The organism is Sphingobacteriaceae bacterium, from assembly GCA_002319075.1.
GTDB lineage: Bacteria > Bacteroidota > Bacteroidia > B-17B0 > Aurantibacillaceae > Aurantibacillus.
Genome location: NVQB01000001.1, coordinates 900778 through 917332, shown reverse-complemented (window position 1 = coordinate 917332; position 16555 = coordinate 900778). Strand labels below are relative to the sequence as shown.

At 39.5% G+C, this 16555-nt stretch carries 17 protein-coding genes; 10 read left to right on the top strand and 7 right to left on the bottom strand.

Annotated features, from left to right (window positions below; genetic code table 11):
* Window positions 1–28 precede the first annotated feature (28 nt).
* From CNR22_04140 to CNR22_04120, 5 genes are all read right to left on the bottom strand, one after another.
* Window positions 29–445, bottom strand: coding sequence for a hypothetical protein (locus CNR22_04140; protein PBQ30992.1), 417 nt, complete (start codon window positions 443–445; stop codon window positions 29–31).
* The gene (locus CNR22_04135; GenBank protein PBQ30991.1) at window positions 445–1077 is read right to left on the bottom strand and encodes a GTP cyclohydrolase I FolE; all 633 of its coding nucleotides are present in this window, start codon (window positions 1075–1077) and stop codon (window positions 445–447) included. The genes CNR22_04140 and CNR22_04135 overlap by 1 nt, the downstream gene beginning before the upstream one ends.
* A gap of 97 nt (window positions 1078–1174) precedes the next feature.
* A complete protein-coding gene (locus CNR22_04130; GenBank protein PBQ30990.1) occupies window positions 1175–2011 on the bottom strand; it encodes a phytoene synthase in 837 nt (278 codons plus the stop codon).
* A 3-nt stretch (window positions 2012–2014) separates the two neighbouring features.
* Entirely contained in the window at window positions 2015–3493 is a 1479-nt protein-coding gene (locus CNR22_04125; protein PBQ30989.1) for a phytoene dehydrogenase, read from the bottom strand.
* Window positions 3494–3670: 177 nt separating this feature from the next.
* A complete protein-coding gene (locus tag CNR22_04120) occupies window positions 3671–4171 on the bottom strand; it encodes a hypothetical protein (GenBank protein ID PBQ30988.1) in 501 nt (166 codons plus the stop codon).
* 123 nt (window positions 4172–4294) lie between these two features.
* On the opposite strand from CNR22_04120, the gene CNR22_04115 reads away from it, so the two are divergent.
* The 4 genes from CNR22_04115 to CNR22_04100 are packed head-to-tail and all read left to right on the top strand — an operon-like array spanning window position 4295 to window position 8044.
* Window positions 4295–5767 carry a phytoene dehydrogenase gene (locus CNR22_04115; GenBank protein ID PBQ30987.1) on the top strand — a complete coding sequence of 491 codons (1473 nt, stop codon included), beginning with the start codon at window positions 4295–4297 and terminating at the stop codon, window positions 5765–5767.
* On the top strand, window positions 5760–6401 hold the full coding sequence (locus CNR22_04110) for a hypothetical protein (GenBank protein ID PBQ30986.1): 642 nt from the start codon (window positions 5760–5762) through the stop codon (window positions 6399–6401). Before CNR22_04115 ends, CNR22_04110 begins: the two co-directional genes overlap by 8 nt.
* On the top strand, window positions 6402–6881 hold the full coding sequence (locus CNR22_04105) for a carotene hydroxylase (GenBank protein PBQ30985.1): 480 nt from the start codon (window positions 6402–6404) through the stop codon (window positions 6879–6881).
* Entirely contained in the window at window positions 6878–8044 is a 1167-nt protein-coding gene (locus CNR22_04100; GenBank protein PBQ30984.1) for a lycopene cyclase, read from the top strand. Before CNR22_04105 ends, CNR22_04100 begins: the two co-directional genes overlap by 4 nt.
* Before the next feature lie 37 nt (window positions 8045–8081).
* On the opposite strand, the gene CNR22_04095 is transcribed toward CNR22_04100, so the two are convergent.
* Both CNR22_04095 and CNR22_04090 read right to left on the bottom strand, forming a co-directional pair.
* Complete coding sequence (locus CNR22_04095; protein PBQ30983.1) at window positions 8082–8534, bottom strand: hypothetical protein; 453 nt, start codon at window positions 8532–8534, stop codon at window positions 8082–8084.
* Window position 8535: 1 nt separating this feature from the next.
* A complete protein-coding gene (locus CNR22_04090; GenBank protein PBQ30982.1) occupies window positions 8536–9414 on the bottom strand; it encodes a hypothetical protein in 879 nt (292 codons plus the stop codon).
* 173 nt (window positions 9415–9587) lie between these two features.
* On the opposite strand from CNR22_04090, the gene CNR22_04085 reads away from it, so the two are divergent.
* The 6 genes from CNR22_04085 to CNR22_04060 all read left to right on the top strand — a co-directional run bounded on the left by CNR22_04085 (window position 9588) and on the right by CNR22_04060 (window position 16552).
* Window positions 9588–11441, top strand: coding sequence for a hypothetical protein (locus CNR22_04085; protein PBQ34809.1), 1854 nt, complete (start codon window positions 9588–9590; stop codon window positions 11439–11441).
* A gap of 280 nt (window positions 11442–11721) precedes the next feature.
* On the top strand, window positions 11722–12090 hold the full coding sequence (locus CNR22_04080; GenBank protein ID PBQ30981.1) for a hypothetical protein: 369 nt from the start codon (window positions 11722–11724) through the stop codon (window positions 12088–12090).
* A gap of 21 nt (window positions 12091–12111) precedes the next feature.
* Window positions 12112–13236 carry a hypothetical protein gene (locus tag CNR22_04075; GenBank protein PBQ30980.1) on the top strand — a complete coding sequence of 375 codons (1125 nt, stop codon included), beginning with the start codon at window positions 12112–12114 and terminating at the stop codon, window positions 13234–13236.
* A gap of 3 nt (window positions 13237–13239) precedes the next feature.
* On the top strand, window positions 13240–14373 hold the full coding sequence (locus CNR22_04070) for a hypothetical protein (protein PBQ30979.1): 1134 nt from the start codon (window positions 13240–13242) through the stop codon (window positions 14371–14373).
* Window positions 14348–15430: a hypothetical protein gene (locus CNR22_04065; protein ID PBQ30978.1), complete on the top strand. Its 1083-nt coding sequence runs from the start codon at window positions 14348–14350 to the stop codon at window positions 15428–15430. Before CNR22_04070 ends, CNR22_04065 begins: the two co-directional genes overlap by 26 nt.
* A 9-nt stretch (window positions 15431–15439) precedes the next feature.
* Entirely contained in the window at window positions 15440–16552 is a 1113-nt protein-coding gene (locus tag CNR22_04060; protein ID PBQ30977.1) for a hypothetical protein, read from the top strand.
* Window positions 16553–16555: the final 3 nt, after the last annotated feature.

The window sequence follows — 16555 nt, the reverse complement described above, 5'->3', positions numbered from 1 at the left end:
TTACTTAAATTAATTAGTTGATTTAATTTTAAATGATTTCCCAGGTATGATCACTTAAAAGTTTTACTGTGTTTATGAATTCTAACTGGTTGCCCTTTGATCTGCCCCATTCAGAAGGTCCCACAAGCATCAGCCTGTATGTTTCTTCTTTTTTATAGAGGTGATAAAGGTGACCTATTAATGGCTCAAAAGACATAGTTGCAGTGTAAATGAGCGTACTTATCTCAATGCGTTTTTGAATTTCCTTCGCCTGGCTTGCCAGTAGTTCAGCCTGCCTGTGTAACTGCAGGAGTTGCATAGACGTTTGCTCTTCCATGGCCGAAAGAGCGCGCGATTTTATTTTACCCACATCCTCAGGTTTTACTAAGCTGCTACCCAGGGTATGAGGATAGGGTATAAGTCCCGGATATTCAGTTGTCTTATCTTTGTCAATTGGATTCACCATTAGTAATGTTCTTTTAAATTAATTGCGTTCATGAATTCTTTTTTCAAAACCTCGTCTTTGAATTTTCCTCCGTAAAAGGAAGTTACGGTTGATGCCGATGAATCCTTTATCCCTCTTGATGCTACACAAAAATGCCTGGCATCCATAAGAATGGCTACATCCTCGGTTTGCAGCTGCTCTTGAAGGTCTTTCGCGATCTGCATCGTTAACCTTTCCTGAACTTGTGGCCTTCTTGAAAAGTAATTTACAATTCGGTTTAGTTTTGAAAGACCTATAATTTTACCTGATGAAATATAGGCTACATGAGCTCTTCCGAAAATAGGAACGAAATGATGTTCGCAGTTACTAAAAAAAGTAATGTTTTTTTCCAGGAGCATTTCAGTATAGTTGTACGTGTTGTCAAAAAGAGTTACCTCGGGTTTATTAATCGGATTCAGGCCACTGAAGAGTTCTTTCACGTACATTTTAGCCACACGGCCCGGCGTATCTTTAAGACTGTCATCCGAAAGATCAAGACCCATAGTCTCCATAATCTTTCCAAAATGGTATTCAATACTCTTAATTTTTTCTGCATCGCTCTGTTCAAAAGCTTCAGCGGTCATTGGATGATTAATTTCAGGATCAAGTTTCATGGTAAAGGTTTGTCTACTTAATGATGTTTAGTGCCGCATTCATCGCGCGTTCAGAAGTTTTTTTGCCGCGCGCAATTTCGGGGGAAGTTTAAAGATTTTATAATAGCCGCAAGGCATTTTTAAAGTATGAGCTGCAGAGCAGGTAGATTTTTTCACTGTTCGAAATGCGTATGCGCTGGTTCAGTATTAAACTGGCGGGTGTGTCTTTAATTTTATCAAACAAACTTTTGTAGTAAATGTAAGCTACGTAAACACCAAAACGAGATCCGGATGGCAATCGTTTAATTCCCTGTAAGGCCTCGGCAAAATCCACTTCAATTTCTTTTTCAATGTTTCTTTTTTCTGAAATTGCGAAGTTGTCCAGATCAACCCCGGGAAAATAGACCCTTTCGAGAGTTTTATAATCGCTTTGAATATCCCTTAAAAAATTTACCTTTTGAAATGCCGAACCAAGTCTCATTGCAAAAGGTTTTAGAGCCTGGTATTTTTCCTCACTGTTTTCGGTGAATACCCTTAAGCACATCAGGCCCACAACTTCCGCTGAGCCATAAATATAATTTTCGTAAGAAGCTTTATTATGACTGCTGGTGGAAAGATCCATCTCCATGCTTTTAAGAAATCCATCAACCAGGTCCTGCTCAATATTATAGGCATGCACAACACTTTGAAAACTATTTAATATCGGATTCAAACTTATTTTACGCTCAATGGCTTTGTAAGTTTCTTCTTTAAACTCCCGCAATAAAAGTTCTTTGTCGTAGCCGTGAAAGGAATCTACAATTTCGTCGGCAAATCTTACGAATCCATAAATGTTATAGATGGGCTCGTGAAACTTCTTGTCGAGACAATAAATTCCTAACGAAAAACTCGTACTGTAAGTTTTGGTTGTAATAACACTAACCTTGCAGGAAACTTTATCAAACAGTTCTTTCACGGGTTATTTTTTAGATTTTAAATAGTTAAGCACTTCGTTTACGACTATTTTGCCGGAGATAATAGCTGGTGGAACTCCGGGCCCTGGAACAGTTAACTGCCCTGTGTAAAATAAATTTTCAATGTGTTTGTTTTTTATAGAGGGTTTAAAAATCGCAGTCTGATTTAGCGTATTTGCCAAACCGTAGGCATTTCCTTTAAACGCATTATAGTCCGCTATAAAATCGTTTGAACAATAACTTCGCTTATAAACTAAATGTTCACTGATGTTTTCGTTGCAGTGCTTTTCAAGGCGCTGCACAACTTTATTAAAATAAACGTCATGCAATTCTTTGTTGTCTTCAAGACCTGAGGCTAGCGGTATGAGTATAAATAAATTTTCCATACCCGCCGGAGCTACACTCGAATCTGTTTTTGTGGGGCAACAGGCATAAAATAAAGGATCTTCGGGCCATTGCGGTTTATCATATATTTGAGAAGCATGTTTATTAAAGTCGGTGTCGAAAAAAAGATTGTGATGCTCTAGTTTATTGATGCGCTTGTTAACTCCTAAATAAAAGATCAGGCACGATGGCGCCATCACTTTTTTGCTCCAGTAGTCTTCCGTGTAATTTCTATCAGATTCTCCCAGCAGTTTTTTTTCAACATGATGATAGTCTGCAGACGCAACAACTGCATCAGCTTTATAAGCGTAAGATTTAGAGGATACTGAAATAGCTTTATTAGAAAGTACAGCTATTTCGTCTACGGCTGCATTTGTTTTGAATTTAACACCGAGTGATAAAGCAAGCTTGTGCATGCCTTCGATGATCTTGCACATGCCGCCCATCGGATACCAGGTACCCATTGAGAAAGCTGAATAATTCATTAAACTGTAAAGAGCTGGTATTTTATCAGGCATAGCTCCTAAAAAAATAACCGGAAATTCCATAAGCGAAATAAGCCTCTCGTCTTTAAAATAAGATCTTACATGAGTACTCATCGATTGGAAAATCCGTGTTCTCAGTGCGCCCGTCAAAACATCCCAACTGGCGTATTCTTTCCACGACAAAGCAGGTTTATAAATGAGCCTGTCCATCGCTATAGTATACTTTAATTCTCCTTCTTTTAAAAACTTCCTTAGCTTATCAGCACTACCTGGTTCTATTCCTTCAAATAATGCATAAAGATCATTAAGCTCCGAAGGAACAACCATGGGAGCATGGTCCTTATAAAAAAGTTGAAAGGAAGGAGATAGTTTTACAAGCTCGTAATAATCAGAGGGTGTTTTTCCAAAGTCGGCAAAAAACTTCTCAAAAATATCCGGCATCCAGTACCAGCTAGGCCCCATGTCAAACATGAAACCATTCTCTGAAAAACTTCTCGCGCGTCCTCCAAGTGTTTCGTTTTTCTCGAATACTTCTACCTCATGACCAGCTTGTGCAGCATAGCAGGCAGCTGATAATCCTGAAAATCCACTTCCGATAATACTGATCTTAGCCAAGTTTTTTGTTTAAAGTTTTGTCAAAAGTATTAAACAAAACAATAGCTACCAAATTTATAATTTTACGAAAAATCAACTTTTTCAAGCTTTATAAATTTTTAACACCGGCCAGCATTTTTTCGTGGCTAAGCTAAGTAAGCAAAAGTGGGTTTATGGGTTAATTCAGTCTTATACATTTTAGTCTCTAATGGTCTTGTTTTCCTTCTCACTGAGATTTGCACGGGTAATGAGATAGGCGTAAACAGATGAAAAAAGATCGGGGTCTTCAGCTTTTATAAGTTTTAAGTGGTTTATCAGAAAGGTCCTGTCCTTCACTAAATTGTTGTTATACCCTAAAAAGGAGGGAATGTTTTGCTGAATTGTAAAACGAATATATCTTATTTCAAAAATACTGGAGTCGGCCTTTATGATTGATTCAAGGCGGTTTTTGCCTGAGTTAAAAGCGTTTAATTTGGCTATAGGATTGTATTTATATTTAGCCAGGGCCATCTCAACAGCGGCTGAATAGGCTTGCTTTAAATTTAGGTTAACATTCTGGCTGTTTGTCACCAAATCTTTAAAGGCATTAGCTGATTCTTCGTTTTGGCTCATCTTCGAATAGAGCGCTCTTATCTTTTTAAGGTCAGGCGATACCGTTACTGAAAAAGTTAGTACTAATAATAAATACAGTTTTAGCATCTTAGTAGTTTAGTAGAGGGTGTTAAATATTAATTTTTCTAAAAATGGATTATTCTTGCCGCATAATCATGAAATCCTCGTAAAAGAGCGTACTTTTGTTTTGTCTAAACAAATCTAGTAATTATTAAACAAAAAGTATCTATAGTTGGTTCAGGAATTGCCGGGTTGGCTTCAGCCATTCAGTTAGCGTGCGCTGGGTATAAGGTAACTGTATTTGAAAAGAATGCTTACCCCGGAGGAAAGTTAAGTGAGCTAAAGCTGGGAGATTACAGATTCGATAAAGGCCCCTCACTTTTAACAATGCCTCATCTGATTGAAGAGTTACAAACGCTTAGTGGCTTTGACGAGCCCTTTAGTTATAGACGTTTGGATATTCTGACCCATTATTTCTTTGAGGATGGCACTGCGCTGGTAGCTTCAAAATCTGCCCGGGATTTTGCGAAAGAAATAAGTACCAAATTGCTGGAAGATGAGATGGCTGTTACGGCTCATCTTAAACGAAGTGAATTGTATTACAAGCTTACTGCCGGAATTTTTTTAGAACAATCTATAAGCCGCATAAAAAATTTCCTGAATATAAAAACGGTTAAGGCTCTTGCTAACATTGCCAAACTGAATCTGAGTCTTACTATGAACCAACAAAATTCAAAGACTTTCAGGAATAAAAAAACGGTTCAGATTTTTAACCGCTATGCTACATACAACGGTTCTGATCCTTACAAAGCGCCTGCACTGCTAAATATCATCCCACACCTGGAATTTGGTATGGGGGCTTATCTGCCGGAGGGCGGAATGCACAAGATCACCGAGTATCTTTTTAAAATGGCAGAGCACAGCGGAGTTAACTTCAGATTTAACGAAAGTGTGGAAGAGATTGTACTGAACGGAAAAAACGTGGAAGGAATCATAGCTAATGGAAAAGCCTACAGTAGTAAAATTGTAATAAGCGACGTCGACATAAAGGTTGTATATTCTAAATTACTTCCCATTCAATATAGTCCCAAAAAACTACTCAATCAGGAGAAGTCGAGCAGTGCCTTTGTATTTTACTGGGGAATTAACAAAGAATTTTCGCAACTCGATATCCATAATATTTTATTCTCTGAAAATTATGAAGAGGAATTCCGTTGTCTCTTTCAGGAGGATCGGCCTTTCTCAGACCCCACCATTTATATTAACATAACCTCTAAAGCTAATAAAAACGATGCTCCCGGGGCATCTGAGAATTGGTTTGTGATGGTGAATGTGCCACATAACAAATCCGGATCAACCATTTTGTACAAAGAAGAACTCAGGAAAAATATCATCGCTAAAATTAATCGCATCTTAAAAACGGATATTGAAAAATACATTGTGGTGGAAGATACCCTCGATCCGCAAAGTATTGAAGTCAACACGTCTTCGTTTGGAGGGTCGCTGTACGGCAATGCAAGCAATAACAAGTATTCGGCGTTTTTCAGACATCCAAATTTCAGTCGTCAGATAAAGGGTTTATATTTTGTTGGAGGCAGTGTTCACCCGGGTGGTGGCATACCACTGTGTTTATTAAGTGCTAAAATTGCCTCAGGTATGATACTTAAAGAACACCATGCCTAAAGCACTAAAAAAATATCTCTGTTATTTTCTAATACTGGTTTACGTATCAGGAGCAATAGGCATTTTATTTCGTCCTTCTTTCTTTTTACCATTTACCCCTTATACACTTTGTTTAACAACACTGGTGTTTTTAATTTTCCAACCGCTTCGTAAAAAATCTTATGTGTTTAGTTTTATAGCAATTACAGTTGTTGGATTTTTGCTGGAAGTTGTGGGCGTAAAAAGCGGCCTTGTTTTTGGCCATTATTTTTATGGCAGCAACCTTGGATACAAAGTACTTGCTGTGCCTCTTGTAATTTCGCTAAACTGGGCGGTATTGTTAAGTGGTGGCCTGTTACTCGCAAGAAGTTGTACGGCGAATACAAAACTGGTACCTTTAATTTCGGCTTTTTTTGTTACCGCTATTGATTACCTTATAGAACAGGTTGCTGCGCCAATGGACTGGTGGTATTTTGATAGAGGTGTTGCAGGAAGTCACAACTACATCGCATGGTTTTTAATTACACTTTCAGGATCTGTTCTGTTACAAAAACAATTAAGCATCGGAAACAAAAATGCAGCTTATCTGGTAATCGGCTTGCAGGTTCTTTTTTTTGGTGTATTAAACCTTTATAAACTATTAAATATTTATTAAATGCACTTTTTAGTTATCACCGCCATTATCATCGGCACGTTTATTTTAACCGAGCTTTCCGCATGGGCCAATCATAAATTTATAATGCATGGTTTTATGTGGCATTTTCATTCAGATCATCATAAAAAAGATCATGCCGGTAAGTTTGAGCGTAACGATATTTTCTTTTTGATGTACGCCATCCCAAGCTGGCTCTGCATTATGCTGGGCATGATGAATGGATATGCCTGGTATACCTGGGCTGGTTTTGGTATCCTGCTCTATGGCGTGGCATATTTTTTTGTACATGACATCATTATTCACCAACGGTTTAAGTTCTTTACCAAGTCTGATAACGTGTATATCCTGGCTTTGCGAAGGGCACATAAAATGCATCACAAACACACGGGTAAATACGATGGAGAGAGCTTTGGAATGTTGCTGATTCATCCGAAATATATTGCAGAAGCAAAAAAATTAAAAGCAGGACAAAAAAAGTGAGTCCATTGAAAAAAGAAGTTTCGGGAACATACGATTATATTATTGCGGGAATGGGCTGCGCGGGACTTTCTTTGGCTATGCAGTTAAGTTTGTCTGAAGTTAAATTCGAAAAGGTACTTTTGATAGATAAAGATCTTAAAACCAAAAACGACAGAACATGGTGCTTCTGGACCACGCAGCAGAAACACTGGTTTGATGACATAATATTCAGGAAGTGGAAGAAGTTTAGTTTTAAAAGTAAGGACTTTGATGAGACTTTTGATTTAGGTAATTACAGTTACATGATGATAAAAGGAATTGATTTTTATGAGTATTGTCTTTCAAGATTGCGCGCGGATTCACGATTTGAAATAGTTATAGACGTAATAGATTCTATTGCTTCAGGGCAGAACGAGGCATTCTTAGAAACCAAAACCAAAAGTTTCTCGGCAAATTATGTTTTTAATAGCTCCTTTAGAAACTTGCATATCAAACCCACTCACATCAATTATTTACAGCACTTTAAAGGTTGGCTTATTGAAACAGAAGAAGCGTGTTTTAATACAGATGTTCCTGTATTTATGGATTTTGATATTGAACAAAATCAGGATTGTCGCTTCGTGTACATTCTTCCTTTTTCGAAAACAAAAGCTCTGATAGAATATACAGGATTTTCAAAAGACGAGTTGCACGATGCTGAATACGATTTTGAACTTAAACACTACATTAAGAACAAATTAAATCAAACGTCTTACACTATCCTCGAAACTGAAAAGGGAAAAATTCCCATGTATGAAAGTGAATTTATAAATGTTTACGGCGAGAAAGTAATATCTATTGGAACCGCCGGCGGATCCAGTAAATCCAGTACAGGCTACACCTTTCATTTTATTCAGCGAAATATTCAAGAGTTGATTACGCAAATGGAAAAAGACCCATTGCATGTAAAACCCTCTAAACGAAAAAAAAGATATGCTCTTTACGATAAAATTTTTTTAGATGTCATCAATGAAAAGCAAATAGAAACAAGGCTTGTTTTCAAAAACTTATTTCAAAAAAATAAAATAAACGATCTTCTGGCTTTTTTAAATGAAGAGTCACTATTTAAACAAGACTTAAGAATTATGAACTCCGTATCAAAGAAGGAGTTTGTAAATTCAGCTTTTAGAAAATTATGGATCTAGGTTAACTTTTACGATGCAATCAATTGCACAAAAAATTTTATTTTGCTGAAACGATTGAATCAATTGCGCCTTCTACCGATTGCACGTAAGTAACACTTATCCCTGCCAGAATATCTTTGCCATATTTTTGAAAGATTTCATGTTTTCCAGCTTCCACAGCTTTTTCAAACCAATCCAGCTTAGGAAGTATTTTAAAGTGATCGCAAAGACCTTTCATTTTCATTTCGGGTTTCCAAACGGCAAAATACCATTCCATGCTTGGCTGATGAAATGTCCTCAAACTCCGTTTATCAAAGAGAAAATAGTTTATGGGGTAGTTGTCAATGTATTCTGAGATTTTTAAAAAAATAGTTTTAAAGTCACTAATTGGTATGTAATCACTGGTGGCAGTACAAATGGCCATCTTTAAGTTTTCGCAATAAGTAACGGTTGCATAATCACAAAGACAGATTTCTTCAAAAGAAAAGTTGTCGTAGTTAGTTGTTTCCATGCTAAAATTCAATTATTTTAAATGAAAGATCATCCGTTTGTTTGTTTGTGCCTTTCCAGGCATCGTGCTCATGGCAAATGATTTCCGATAATTCACTTGCTGATTTTTTATAATTTAATTCCAGTAACTTCTTAAGCCGGCTACTCATATATTTTCTGTCGTATTGTCCCCCAAACTGATCAACCAGGCCATCGGAGAAGAGAAGCAGCTTATCTCCCACATCAAATTTCAAGTCAAAATTTTCCAATTGAACCTTTTGGTTTTCACCAATAGATGATTTTGAAATGAGCAGGGGTTTTACTTCCCCCAGAGTAGAAATCTGGAGGGCTTTTCCATTGGCCGAACAGTAAGCTATTTTATTAGACTGATAAGAATAGTGAAATAGCGTGCCTTCAAAATGAGCAACAGATTGCCTGTTACTATTAAATGTATTAAACAGGCGGTAATTCAGAAGCTCAAGTAATGTTTTTGGATTATCTACCGCAAGTGAAAATGACAGTTCGTTTAATATGAGGGAACCTGAAATACTCAGCATCGCAGCGGGAATGCCATGTCCGGTAGCATCCAGCAATCCGAAAAATACTCCTGCATTCGTGCTTTTAATAAAGATAGTGTCACCCCCTATACCAATTTGTTGTTTGATAGTGTACAACGCATCTTTAAAAAATACTTTCAAAAGGCTTGCATCAGGTTGCAGCGAAGTCTGAATGATTTTCGCAAAACTTACACTGCCAAATATATCGCGTTGGGTCTCGCTCAGGGCTTCATTTTTTAATTCAAGCTCCTGTTGAATTCCTGCAAGAAAATTAGTTGTTCTGGCCAGCATATCTTCTTTCGCATCTAACTGCTCTTTGTAGTAACTAACGTTCAACTCCTTCATGATAAATTCTGATTGTTTGAAATAAACAAGGAAGTCAAAAAATAGTTTTAGTGTTTTACTCAGATTAACGTTAAATGGCAATTGTAATTCATACTCGTAATAACACACCCGGCTGCCCGATATTTAGTATCTTGGCGCCAATACTAGCATAAGACCAGGTGAACACAACTAAAATTCTAGGAATTTCTGCTTATTATCATGATTCTGCCGCTGCTTTAATTGTAAATGGCAGGGTAATTGCCGCGGTTCAGGAAGAACGTTTTACGCGGAAAAAGCATACTGCTGAATTTCCCGTAAACGCTGTAAAGTATTGCCTTGAATATGCGGGGCTTAGTATGGATGAGTTAGACGCAGTGGTATTTTATGATAAACCATTCTTAAAGTTCGAACGTTTGCTTGAAACATACTACGGCTTTGCTCCCAGGGGACTGGTTTCTTTCTTAAAAGCCATGCCGGTTTGGCTTAATGAGAAGTTATTTTTAAAAAAGCAGATCTTTAATGGCTTAAAAGAGGCGGGTGATTACACGCAAAAAAAATTAAAGCTTTTATTTACAGAGCATCATTTATCGCATGCAGCCAGCACTTTTTATGCCTCGCCTTTTGAGGAAGCGGCCATTCTTACCGTTGACGGGGTAGGGGAGTGGTGTACCGCCTCCCTGGGAATGGGTGAGGGTAAGAAAATTACGCTGTTGAAGGAAATGAATTTTCCCCATTCCGTAGGACTCTTGTATTCTGCTTTTACTTATTATCTTGGGTTTACTGTAAATTCAGGAGAGTATAAAATGATGGGCCTTGCACCCTATGGTAATGCTGCCTCGCAGAATGTGAGGGAGTACAGTGAAAAAATAAAAAAACATTTGGTGGATATTAAGGAAGACGGTTCTATCTGGCTTGATCAATCGTATTTTAAATATGCCACAGGTTTAAAAATGGTAAATGAAAAAAAATGGCAAGCCCTTTTTGGCTTTCCGCGTAGGGAAGACGAAGACGAGTTGCTTGAACACCACTGCGATCTCGCTTTTGCCATACAAAAGATAACAGAAGAGATCATTATTAAAATGGCCATTACACTCAAAGGGCTTACCGGTGCTGAGAATTTGTGCATGGCAGGGGGTGTTGCTTTAAATTGCGTGGCCAATGGCAAGCTTCAGGCTTTGGGCATTTTCAAAAATATTTTTATACAACCCGCAGCGGGTGATGCAGGTGGAGCGCTCGGTGCGGCAATGGCAGCTGCACATCTTTACTTTGATGAAACACGCCAGGTGGAAGCAGGCAATGATCAAATGCAGGGTACTTATTTAGGTCCTGATTTTTCGGATAAGGAGATTGAGCAGGTTTGTAAAAACACGAAGGCGGTTTACACACACTATGATGATTTAAACGATCTGTGCCATGCAACAGCCCTTCAAATAGCAAACGGAAAAGTAGTCGGCTGGTTTCAGGGACGCATGGAATTTGGGCCCCGAGCGCTGGGCAACCGCAGTATTTTAGCAGATGCCCGCAATGCAGACATGCAGAAAAAGCTCAACATTAAGATCAAAAACCGCGAAGGTTTCCGCCCTTTTGCTCCTTCTGTTTTAAGCGAAGTTGCAGGTGATTACTTTGACCTCGACGTTGCCTCTCCTTATATGCTAATGGTAGCGCCTGTTAGGGAAGCCCTAAGAAATCATCTGCCGGAAAATTTTGATCAGATGGCATTATGGGACAAGCTTTATTTTCAGCGCAGTACTATTCCTGCTGTTACCCACCTCGATTTTTCAGCACGGGTACAAACGGTAAACAAAGCTGTAAACCCAAAATACCATGCTTTGATAAGTGCTTACAAAAAACTTACCGGTAGTGGCCTGATTGTTAACACAAGTTTTAATGTGCGCGGCGAGCCCATAGTTTGCAATCCCTACGATGCTTACAGATGTTTTATGAGTACCGAAATGGATTACCTGGTGATGGGGAATTATGTATTTGCAAAAACAGAACAGCCCGGTAAAGACGACCCCAAATGGAAAACAGAATTTAAAAAGGATTAATTTCATTAATTTGCACCATGAATAATTCTCTCCGATAACAAATGGATTTTTTAAAAGATATGTGGCAGTTTATGCGCGAGCGTAAAAAATTCTGGCTGGCGCCGCTCATCATTATTTTGATGTTGCTGGGTTTGGTAATCGTTTTAGGTGGTAGTAGTGCGGCGGCTCCCTTCATCTATTCGCTGTTTTAATATGAAATAACCATGTTTCCAAAAAAGCGAACACAAATGAGTTAACATGGTTATACCATATGACAACTAAAAAACAATAAAATCAACATATGACACTAAAAAAAAGCGAGCCTTTAAAAACTGTATTGACCATTGTCGCTGGCTTTTTAATTATGTTTTTGATCAGTCATGCATCGTGGTTGGTTTATGTTTCATTCATTGTGGCTTGTGCTGGCCTTCTATCGGCAACACTTGCAAAGTATATTGATCTTGTATGGATGGGGCTGGCAAAAGTGATGGGTTTTATTATGCCAACACTCCTATTGTCGCTCATCTTTTTTTTCATCCTTTTTCCGCTTTCCCTTTTATCAAAACTGGTTAAGAAAAAAGATCCGCTTTTATTATCCAATACTTTACCAAGCACTTTTACCACGGTAAACAAAACGTTTACATCACAAAGCTTTGAAAAACCCTGGTAAGAAAAAATATAATTGAGTGATATGACCGCAGAAAGAACTTCGAGACTTAAGAAACAGGCCATTGTTTTTATTATATTCTTTATTCTGGCAGAGCTTTTTTTTCGTGGCTGTTGCGGATGGCAGCCGGGCACGTGGTTTAACGATTTGAAGATGCAGGAAAAACCGGAATACGAGCCGCGTTTTACCAGCGATAATCAGGGCATTAATCACATCCTGCGCACAAGTAATATTCTTATGCCAGGTACAGTTATTAATCGCCAGGGATTCAGGGATACTATGGATTATACTCCTGCCGCAATTGAATCGCTCAGAAAAAATACCGGTAAAGAAGTGGTGATGGTTATTGGCGATTCGTATGTAGAAGGCTGTTGTCCCGACAATATGTCTAAAACATTTACCGATATCGTTAACCGCACAAATAAATATGCTATTTTAAATTTAGGTGTAGCCGGAACAGATCCGCTGCAATACGAGCTGGTGGCAAAAAAATACATTCCCTTGCTGAAGCCCGACCGCGTTTTAGTGGTCGTGTACTTTGGCAACGATCTTTTGACCGGCGCGCGCAAGCCCACACCAGGAGTTCCCATCTTGTATCCTTTTAAGAATAATAAATGGATCTATTCCGTAGCACCTGCTGAGATTGCCGGCAAAGAAGGTTATACTTTTAAAAGCGCCGACGAAGCATATCAATTCTATATTGACAATTACACACTCAGGGGGCATAAAAATAACCTCTTTGAAAAAACTATCGGTTACAGTGTTATTTTATCAAAGGTTTACCTTGGCATACGGCAGGGTATACGGCACAACCAATGGCAAAAGATAGCAGCAACGCTTCCCAATCGCAACGATACGCTGTTAACCTATGAACACCTGAGATCCATCAAGTATTTTTGCGACTCTTTGCTCACGCCTGCTGTGTTTATTGGAATTCCGCAGCCAAGGGAAGCCGCAGATGCAGAAAAGCTGAGGGCGCGCTACCAGCCTTATTTCAAAGATCTTTTATGGTCTGTGCCTTATAACCTCACCTTAAAAGATTATGACGGTATGGAAATGTTTAATCATTTTAATAATGAAGGCAGTAAAAAGTACGCGGATTTTTTAGAAAAAACGCTGGATGCGGGCGCCGTAAAAACTGCACACTAAGACATGGAAAAAAAAATAAAGCGATTTTCAGGTTCACGGATAAAAGGCCAGCTGCTCGTTTTTTTAGCGCTGTTTATTGTTGCCGAGATAGTCCTTCGCATCTTTGGATTTCGCGCGGGCACCGCTATAGATGATTTCATACCGCAAGACCACCCTGTATACCAGCCTCGTTTTATAAGCGATGAGCGCGGCATGAATTACATCAGTACCCGCGAGAAAGAATTGTTAATGCCAGGCTCATCCATTAATCAGCAGGGGTTCAGGGGAAACGTTGCTTATACTCCGCAGGCCATCGATTCGCTCAGAAAAAGTAATGGCAAAGAAATCATCATGGTTATTGGCGATTCGTTTGTAGAAGGCTGCTGCCCCGATAGTGTTACACACTCTTTTCCTGATCTTGTAAACAGAACCGGCAAATACACTATTTTAAATTTTGGTATTGCGGGCACTGACCCGCTGCAATACAGGCTGGTAGCCGAAAAATACGTTCCCCTGCTGAAGCCCGACCGCGTAGTGGTGGTAAGTTATTTTGGCAACGATGTACTTATTTATGAGCGCGTTCCCACACCAGGCATTCCTGAATCTTACCCCTTTAAAAACAACAAATGGATCTCGCCGATAGCTGAAAATTATATTTCAGAAAAGATGAATTATAAATTTAAAGATGCCGGTGAAGCTTTCCGGTTTTATATGGATCACTACACTTTAAGAGGAGAGAGCCGTAATGTGTTTGAAAAAAGTATCAGCTATAGTGTCATCTTTTCAAAACTCTATCTGGCCGTTGAGCGTCGCCTACGTCAGCGCTACTGGATGAAACGTTATCCGTACACAAAAACAGTAGATGGCTATGAGCAGGCTTATGCACAGTTCCATACGATAGATAAACTATGTGACTCGCTGCAAATTCCCTGTATTTTTACCGGTATTCCTGAGCCTACCGAAGCGGCCGATCTGCCGATGGTTCGCAAAAAATACCAGCCCATGTTCAAAGATATTCCGTGGAGTGTTCCTGCAGGTTTTTCAGTAGCCGACTACACAGGCAGTGCTATGGCCAATCATTATAATACAGAGGGTCACAAAAAATATGCCCTGTTCTTAGAGCATATTTTAGATGCAACCCGCAGAGCCAGAAAATAATTTTCCTGCTGTCACACTATTTTTAGCACCTTTGCGCATTCGCAGCTTGTTCACAAATATCAACTTCTTCCTGCTTTTCTTCACAAAAAAGCTCAGGCTCAGCAATCCCTGGAATTACAAGGCGCCTCTGCTAATGTGCATGCCGTATTTTGTTTTTTTATTAGGCACTGGTACCCAGGAGGTGTTTGTACCGGTGGCGGCTTCAGTTTTTATTATTATTGGCGTTGCAGGCATTGGCTATTTAACGAATGACCTGGGAGACCGGCAAAAGGACAAGCTTATCGGAAAAGAAAATGCCACAGCAAACCTGGGTGTGATGTCTGTTGTTTTTTTGATCTTGTTGTTTTTACTGCTGGCCATTTCACCTTGGTTCTTTTTACCTATGAATAGCACTAGTGTTTTTTTGCTTCTGTTACAATTTATATTATTCTACGCCTACGCCTTTCCGCCACTGCGGTTAAAGGAGCGCGGCATCTGGGGTGTACTGGCCGATTCGGGCTATGCCCATGTAAATCCTTCGCTGCTGGCGGCGTACACGTTTTACCTCTATACCAATAAAACAGCAGCTGATTTTTATCTGTTCATGGGCTTGGTGGGCAGCTGGCAGTTGGTGTCCGGGATACGTAACATTTTATTTCACCAGGTAAAAGATCATGATAAGGATCTGCAATCGGGTACAGAAACTTACGTAACAAACATCGGTGTGAAGCGCACAGAAGCGCTATTAAAAAACATACTCCTGCCGGTGGAAACTATCTTGTTTGTTGGCTTTGCGGTGTTCATCAGTCGCAGCTTAATTTTTTTCCTTCCCGTTTGTAGTGTATATTGGATAGTAACAACATTTCGTCTACGCAAAAATAAAACAACTCTGAGCTATAGCAACTATACGTATTTTTACCTGGATGCGTTGTATCTCAACTGGCTGCCGCTGATACTGCTGGCAGGACTTGTGATGCGATCGGTTAATTTTTTACCTGTATTCATCCTGCATTTTTTAATTTTCAGGACGGATGTAAAATCATTTATCAGTTCACGCATTATCCGTTTACGCTCATAAAACAACAGCATGAACCTTGTAATTGTTTCACCAAATAAAAATGCTTATTCTGAAACGTTCATTCACAACCATGTGAAGCTATTGCCAGCTACTATTCACTTCTTTTTTAACGGTCATTTACCAAAAAAATACAGCAGGGATAAAGGACTTACGACACATGATTTTGTCGGAGAAAAAAAAGGGTATGGAATTCCACAGCCGGATAAGGAGGCATCCTTGCAATCAGCGATCGCAGAGTATTTAAAGGAAAATAAAATCGGCCTGATCCTTTGCGAGTATGGTCCTACAGGCGTGGCCATGCTCGGGATAGCCAGGCAAACAAACATTCCACTGGTGGTACATTTTCATGGTTACGATGCTTACCGCAACGATGTGCTGGATTTTTACCGTACGGGTTATGCCGGTCTTTTTAAACAGGCTAAAGCCGTAATCTCCGTTTCAAGACATATGTATTCGCAGCTCGAAAAGCTAGGCTGCGCAACTTCAAAATTACAGTACCTGCCTTATGGTATTGATACTGCAATTTTTTATAGTGCTGAGAATGTCTCAGCCAGCTATACATTTGTTGCATGCGGACGTTTGGTGGAGAAGAAAGGGCCTGAGTTTACCATTCGCGCATTTGCAGAGGTCATAAAAAAACTACCACAGGCCACTATGGCTATGGTTGGCGATGGCGAGCTGCTTGGTGCATGTAAGGAACTGGCAGAAGAGCTTGAAATTGGAGCTTCTATTGATTTTACCGGTGCCTTATGCCAGGAACAGATAGCGGACATTTACCGCCGCTCACTGGTTTTTGTACAACATTCGCTTACCTCTGGTAACAACGATTCAGAGGGTACACCGCTTGCCATTTTAGAAAGCGCCGCTTGCGGGCTTCCGGCTGTATCAACGCAGCATGGCGGTATTGTGGATGTAGTGAAAGAGGGTATTACGGGTTTTTTGGTGAACGAGAAAGATACCGGCGCCATGACAGAAAAAATGCTCCTCCTTGCAGAACAGCCGGAATTGGCAAAGCGCATGGGATCGAACGCTTCGGCATTTGTTCACGCACACTATACCATTACCAGTTACACCGAAAAGCTTTGGCAAATAATGCAGCAGAGTGCCATCAAAGATCGTTAAACA

What these genes read in the sequence shown, in the direction of transcription:
- CNR22_04060 (PBQ30977.1), top strand. Translation starts at nt 15,440, where the DNA reads ATGAACCTTGTAATTGTTTCACCAAATAAAAATGCTTATTCTGAAACG.
- CNR22_04065 (PBQ30978.1), top strand. Translation starts at nt 14,348, where the DNA reads ATGCAACCCGCAGAGCCAGAAAATAATTTTCCTGCTGTCACACTATTT.
- CNR22_04110 (PBQ30986.1), top strand. Translation starts at nt 5,760, where the DNA reads ATGCCTAAAGCACTAAAAAAATATCTCTGTTATTTTCTAATACTGGTT.
- CNR22_04090 (PBQ30982.1), bottom strand. Translation starts at nt 9,414, where the DNA reads ATGAAGGAGTTGAACGTTAGTTACTACAAAGAGCAGTTAGATGCGAAA.
- CNR22_04075 (PBQ30980.1), top strand. Translation starts at nt 12,112, where the DNA reads ATGACCGCAGAAAGAACTTCGAGACTTAAGAAACAGGCCATTGTTTTT.
- CNR22_04140 (PBQ30992.1), bottom strand. Translation starts at nt 445, where the DNA reads ATGGTGAATCCAATTGACAAAGATAAGACAACTGAATATCCGGGACTT.
- CNR22_04070 (PBQ30979.1), top strand. Translation starts at nt 13,240, where the DNA reads ATGGAAAAAAAAATAAAGCGATTTTCAGGTTCACGGATAAAAGGCCAG.
- CNR22_04095 (PBQ30983.1), bottom strand. Translation starts at nt 8,534, where the DNA reads ATGGAAACAACTAACTACGACAACTTTTCTTTTGAAGAAATCTGTCTT.
- CNR22_04105 (PBQ30985.1), top strand. Translation starts at nt 6,402, where the DNA reads ATGCACTTTTTAGTTATCACCGCCATTATCATCGGCACGTTTATTTTA.
- CNR22_04135 (PBQ30991.1), bottom strand. Translation starts at nt 1,077, where the DNA reads ATGAAACTTGATCCTGAAATTAATCATCCAATGACCGCTGAAGCTTTT.
- CNR22_04080 (PBQ30981.1), top strand. Translation starts at nt 11,722, where the DNA reads ATGACACTAAAAAAAAGCGAGCCTTTAAAAACTGTATTGACCATTGTC.
- CNR22_04120 (PBQ30988.1), bottom strand. Translation starts at nt 4,171, where the DNA reads ATGCTAAAACTGTATTTATTATTAGTACTAACTTTTTCAGTAACGGTA.